4 protein-coding genes are annotated in these 5,946 nt (G+C 27.5%); 1 reads left to right on the top strand and 3 read right to left on the bottom strand.

Annotated elements, in window-relative coordinates; translation table 11 throughout:
* On the top strand, positions 1–2,894 hold a 2,894-nt coding region (locus FWJ34_RS17460), incomplete at its 5' end, for an ATP-binding protein (RefSeq protein ID WP_308256619.1).
* A gap of 261 nt (positions 2,895–3,155) precedes the next feature.
* Here the strand turns inward: FWJ34_RS17460 and FWJ34_RS17455 are convergent.
* From FWJ34_RS17455 to FWJ34_RS17445, 3 genes are all read right to left on the bottom strand, one after another.
* On the bottom strand, positions 3,156–3,617 hold the full coding sequence (locus FWJ34_RS17455; protein WP_308256618.1) for a sterol desaturase: 462 nt from the start codon (positions 3,615–3,617) through the stop codon (positions 3,156–3,158).
* A gap of 154 nt (positions 3,618–3,771) precedes the next feature.
* Positions 3,772–5,340, bottom strand: a complete 1,569-nt coding sequence (locus FWJ34_RS17450; RefSeq protein ID WP_308256617.1) for an EH signature domain-containing protein — start codon at positions 5,338–5,340, stop codon at positions 3,772–3,774.
* Between the two features lie 2 nt (positions 5,341–5,342).
* A partial coding sequence (locus tag FWJ34_RS17445; protein ID WP_308256616.1) for an OmpA family protein occupies positions 5,343–5,946 on the bottom strand: 604 nt, incomplete at its 5' end.

The following is a 5,946-nucleotide window of genomic DNA, read 5'->3' as shown; positions in this document are numbered from 1 at the left end:
CTCATTTAGAGGATTTTAGCCGTAAATTATTATGGAATAAAACTAGAGAATTATTATTTGGCAGTTATGAGATAAAAAATATCAATAAAACTATTTATGATTTATGTAGTTTAATGTTAGAAACTACCCAAGATGGTATTTGTATTTTTTCTGTTCAAGGAAAACTTTATTTTATTAATCGACAAATGAAGGAGTTTTTAGGTTGTCAAGAAAAAGTGATAATTGAGACATCATGGATTAATTTTTTTCAAAAATATAGTGTAAATAAAAATATTGTTTTAAGAGAATATAATCAACATTGGTATCAGGAGAATTATCAATTTCAACGTCATGATAAAAAAAATATTTCTTTGTTAGCTTCTTGTTATCCAGTATATGACATAGAAGAAAACTACATGGGAAGTTTAGTAACATTTACGAAAATGACAGAAAAGAAAATTACTACGGAAAAACTATTACAGAGCGAAATACAGTTACAAGAAATTACAGCATTAGTACCCGGTATGGTATTTCAATTTGGCTGTGATTTTGAAGAAAATTATTTTATTACTTTTGCCAGTAAAGCCGTTAATGATATTTTTGAATTTACACAAGAAGAAGTTATTAAAGATGTCAACACCATTTTTAATTTAATCGAACCAAATCAACTATCCGAATTTTATCAAGTTCTCAACTTATCTCGTCAATATCTCACAGAATTTCATTATGATTTTCAAATAACAACCCCAAGCGGTAAACATAAATATATCAGGATTAATTCTTTACCTCAAAAATTACCCGATGGTAGTGTTATTTGGAATGGAGTTATTATTGATATAACTATTGAAAAACAAAGAGAAGTAGCTTTAAGAGAAAATGCCTTATTACAAAGAGCAATTAATTCTATTATGGGCAAAATGAGAGATAGTATTGATTTTCAAGTTATTTGCAATACAACAACCACGGAAGTAAGAAATCTTTTAAATTGCGATCGAGTAGCGGTATATCAATTTAACTCCGAATGGGGAGGGGAATTTGTCGCCGAAAGTACACAATTAGGATCTATTTCTGTTCTTGATAACATTACTACAAAGATATGGAATGATACTTATTTACAAACCCATAAGGGGGGTAGATACCGCCAAAGAGAAACTTATGTGATTAATGATGTAGATTTAGCTAACTTTTCCCCCTGCCATCTTGAATTATATCAACAATTTAAGATTAAATCTTTTTGCATTATACCAATTTTTTGTGGTCAAGAATTATGGGGATTATTAGGTGCTTATTATGAAACTCCTTTTCTGTGGCAATCTCGTCATCTTAATCTTTTGAAAAAAATTTCTAGTCAATTAGGCATAGCCATCGAACAAGCACAGTTATTTTTACAAATTCAGCGACAATCACAAGAGTTACAAATAGCCAAAGAAGCAGCAGAAATGGCAAACATTGCTAAAAGTGAATTTCTGGCAAATATGAGTCATGAAATTAGAACTCCCATGAATGCTATTTTAGGATTTTCTAACTTATTAAAAGATTTTATCACCGATAATCGAGCCCGAAGTTATCTAAATTCTATTACTTCTAGTGGTGAAACTTTGTTATCACTAATTAATGATATTTTGGATTTATCGAAAATTGAAGCAGGTAAATTACCCATACAATATGAAACAGTAAATTTATCTCATTTAATTCAAGAAATAATTAATATTTTTTCTATTAAAACACAAGAGAAAGGAATAAGTTTAATTTTAAAAATAGAAGATTATAGTCCAGAATTAATTATATTTGATGAAGTAAGACTCAGACAAATTTTATTTAATTTAATTGGTAATGCGATCAAATTTACCGAAAAAGGTTATGTCAAAATAACTGTCGGCAATAGTGAAAACTTAGATCATCTTCATGAAAATTGTGGTTTTTATGTAACAATAGAAGATACTGGTATTGGAATTGCACCAGCACAAATTGAGCGTATTTTTGAATCTTTTACTCAACAAGATGGACAAAGTACTCGTAAATACGGAGGTACGGGATTAGGTTTAACTATTACCAAAAAATTAGTAACAATGCTTAATGGTAATATTAAAGTTGAAAGTCAAATTAATGTTGGGAGTAAATTTACTGTGGACTTTCCTTCCGTATCTTGTAGTATTTTACCGAAAGAAAATCTCGACATTATTACTGATGATAATTTAGATCAATTTAATCCTAGTACGATTTTAATAGTCGATGATGTTCAATCTAATTTGGATTTAATTAACGCTTATTTTGCTGATACTTCTCATCAAATAATTTTAGGAAAAAATGGAAGAGAAGCTATTTCTATGGCGATAACATACAATCCAGATTTAATTCTTTTAGATTTAAAAATGCCCGATTATAATGGGCAACAAATCATTGAGTTATTACAAGGGAATAACATTACTAAAACTATTCCTATTATTATTATTACAGCTTCCATTAACTCAGAAGAAAAGAAAGAAATACAGCATTTAGTTCAAGGTTTTTTATCAAAACCATTTAGTCGGAATGAATTGGTAAAAATTTTAAAAAAAGTCTTAAAATCTGAGGCTAAATTCTCCCATAATTCTTTAAAAAATGAACAAAATAATCAATATTTAGAATTTAATACAATTATTTGTCAAGACAATCCAGAAACATTTGAATTACTGATCAAACTAGAAGGAAAATATTTAGAAAAATGGCGAAACATTCAGCAAACAAAAATTACGTCTCATATTAGGGATTTTGCTTCCGAATTAGAACAAGAAGCCATAACACACAACAACACAATTTTGTTGAATTATGTAGTAGTTTTACAGGATCAAATTAACTGTTTTGAAATTGATTTACTCGAAAATTCTCTTAATAAATTCCCAGAGATAATTCAAGAAATTGTTTTATCTTGTTAATTTTACTTAATCAGGGTTGCCCAAAAAGTCTTTCTTTGGTAAAGGCAAGAAAATTGAGTTATCCTTATCACTCTAAATTCTGTCATTCAGAGCTTGTTAGGGAATCTAAAACCCTTAATTTTTAGTAGTAATGCTCAATTCCTATAATAGGGTTTGCTGTTGGGAATCAAATGGTTTTTTGTTGATTAGCATTTATCTCCATCTTAAGAAGAATGAGGAATTCAGCTCACATTATTTATCTTAATATCAGCATCTTGGTGCTTATTTCCAAAAGTGTCGCCATTTGTATTTTAAAGATAATAAAATCCTAAACCAAACTTGGGCTGGAGGATCAAAAAAATTGAAAATATCTCCAAAAGCAACTTTCGCATCTTTATGGTGTAACCAGTGACGTTCAGGAGTAGTTATCATTAGGAAATTACAAATTTTTAAAATAGGAGTGGGGGTTTGCCATTTTATAACACAAACGTGTCGCCAAATAACGTGTAATTCTCCTAATATTAGTCCTAAAATAGTTCCTTCAGGAGATATTTGCCATAGCCAAGGGATAAAAATAAAGTAAGGTAAAGCCCCTAATATTCCATCTAATAGTACTAAAGGATTTTTTGTTAAAACAGCATAATGTAAAAAACTGCGGTTCTTACTATGATGAACTAAGGAGTGAAATTTGCCAAAAATATGTTCAGGAACATGATAAACAAAAGTTGAAAAAAAGTCACCCATCAATAATAGTAATATTGCTACAAAAGTAATTTTAAAAATTAGTAAAATAATTATCAACAAAATTGACTCCTCTAAATATAATTTGGTTTTCAGAATCAAAATAATTGATAAAAGTTAAGAATATATAAAATCTAAGTTAACATTTGGTGAAAAGTCAAAATAGTTTCTTTTTTGCTTCTTCTTCTAACTGTTGAATATCTTTTTTCCAATCGATTAATTGTCTATTTCTATCATTAATTTGTTTTTGTTTTAGAGGTGGCATTCCTGTATTAAAATCATAAGGAAATCTTCGCTGATGCTCTACAATTTTAAAATATCTAATACCTTGATTCGGTAAAATATTTTTACTTCTTAAAAGTGTTTCACAATCATTTTGCCAACAATATCGATGATCATGTACGTTATCTTTTATAATAGATAAACTTCTCAATTGTTTAAGAGAAATATCATCACTATTAAATAATAAATTTTCTAATTCATTACTTTTCGGAAAAATTCGAGTTTCGCTTCCTTTTCCTCTAAAAAATTCCACAATAAACCATTTATCAAAATCGAAAATACAAACTTCAGTGGCTTCACTACCATCATCTATTAAAGTTATTATGTCTTCTTGATTAATATTATTTCCTAAAATTTGTATGGAAAAAGCGGGTAATAAAATTCTAATTCTATCAAATCTATCAGTATAATTTGACCAAAATATTTTACGACTGATTAATTGATTTCTCTCCATTATAATCTTTTTTTCTTCTCGTGTAATTATTTTTTCTGACATCGATTGACAATTTTCAGCTAACTTTAATAAGTAGTTAGTCATTAAATCAACTAATTTTTCAAAATCATGATAATTTACTGCACCAATCCATTGTTTTAAAGCCTTTTTTGCGTTAATAGATAACTCATTCCACCGAGAGTTATTACCTGTTAAATTATAATTATTTTTAAGCCAATTTACTAATTTTGGATATTTACCACCAACATCAGCAGAAATATTATTTAATAGATTTTCTACTGTTTTTAATTGAGGATAAGGAGATAAAATATTTAAGGTTTCGATTAAAAAATTAATTTGTTTTTCATTAATATTTTTAACAGTTTTTAAAGCTAAAGGAAAAGTTAATTTTATGGTTTCTACTAAAGTTAAATTATCATCAACATTTATTTGATAGGGTAAAGAATATTTAGTTAATAATTTATCCGGTTGTATAAGTTTATTTAAGCAAATTTCTGCTAATTCTTCATAAGAATTTTGAAATAGTAAATTAACAATTTTAATTAATGATTTATCATATTCATTTTGTGGTTCAAAATTAGGATAAGTATCAGCTAAAGAAAATGGTAAAATTTTTTCATTGGGGTTAAAAGTATCTAAAACCAAACGCCAAAATAAACGCAATTTAAGGGCATCAGATTTTTTGGTAAAATTCCAAATTTTTTGAGAAGTTGATAAACTTTTATCAGGATTTTTTATATCCCAACTATGTTTATTAAATAAGCAATAAACCCATTCTAATAAACTAATATTTTCTAGATTATTATCTTCTATATCATGAATAATTTGATCGATATTTCGAGGTTTTTTATTTTTATCAAATTCGATACCATTAGGTAATTGAGGAGTTTTGATCATTTCTCCTTGAATACTATAACCCAGTTTAAGTAATTGTTTAGCCTCAGGTTTTTGCAATTCTAAAGGTTGAAATTTAGTGGTACAAAATGTCATAATTAATTATTAGTTTTATCCTGAGTTTTATTATTAAATACTTGTCCTAAATCTTCTCTTTTAAATTGAAACCTAAACATTACTTTTCTATCTTTTGGATCATCAAATTCTTTATTCGCATCAATATTTCCTCTTCCTGCCGCTAACAATTTCTTTCTAAATTTATCTTGATTAGAAAAATTAATTGTATCAATATATTCTGTGACTGCTAATGCTCGTTGAAAACTTAATTCCATGTTATCTTTTTTTGAACCTTTTAAGCTAGTATGCCCTTCTATAATAATTCTTGATACTTGATTATCAAATCTTTCATCAGTAAATATAGTATCAGCATAAAGAGGAATAAAATCTTTTAAAAAACGTTTACCTTGCGGTTTTAAGATAGCTTTTCCTTCGTCAAATAAAATTTTATCATCTAAACTTAAATCACCATTAGGATCAACTTTTATACTATCTCCAATACCCGGAATTTCTTTGGTTTTTTCAATAATAGCTAATGGAATTTTTTTGATAATGTTATCATATTCAACTAATTGGGCAGAAACAGCAATAAATAAAAGAGCAAAAAACATCAATAATCCCGACATCAAATCCCCTACGGATAAC

The sequence above is a fragment of the Geminocystis sp. GBBB08 genome, assembly GCF_016743215.1.
Lineage (GTDB): Bacteria > Cyanobacteriota > Cyanobacteriia > Cyanobacteriales > Cyanobacteriaceae > Geminocystis.
Note: the sequence above shows the minus strand (reverse complement) of the source record. Positions and strands in the feature narration are given on the sequence as shown.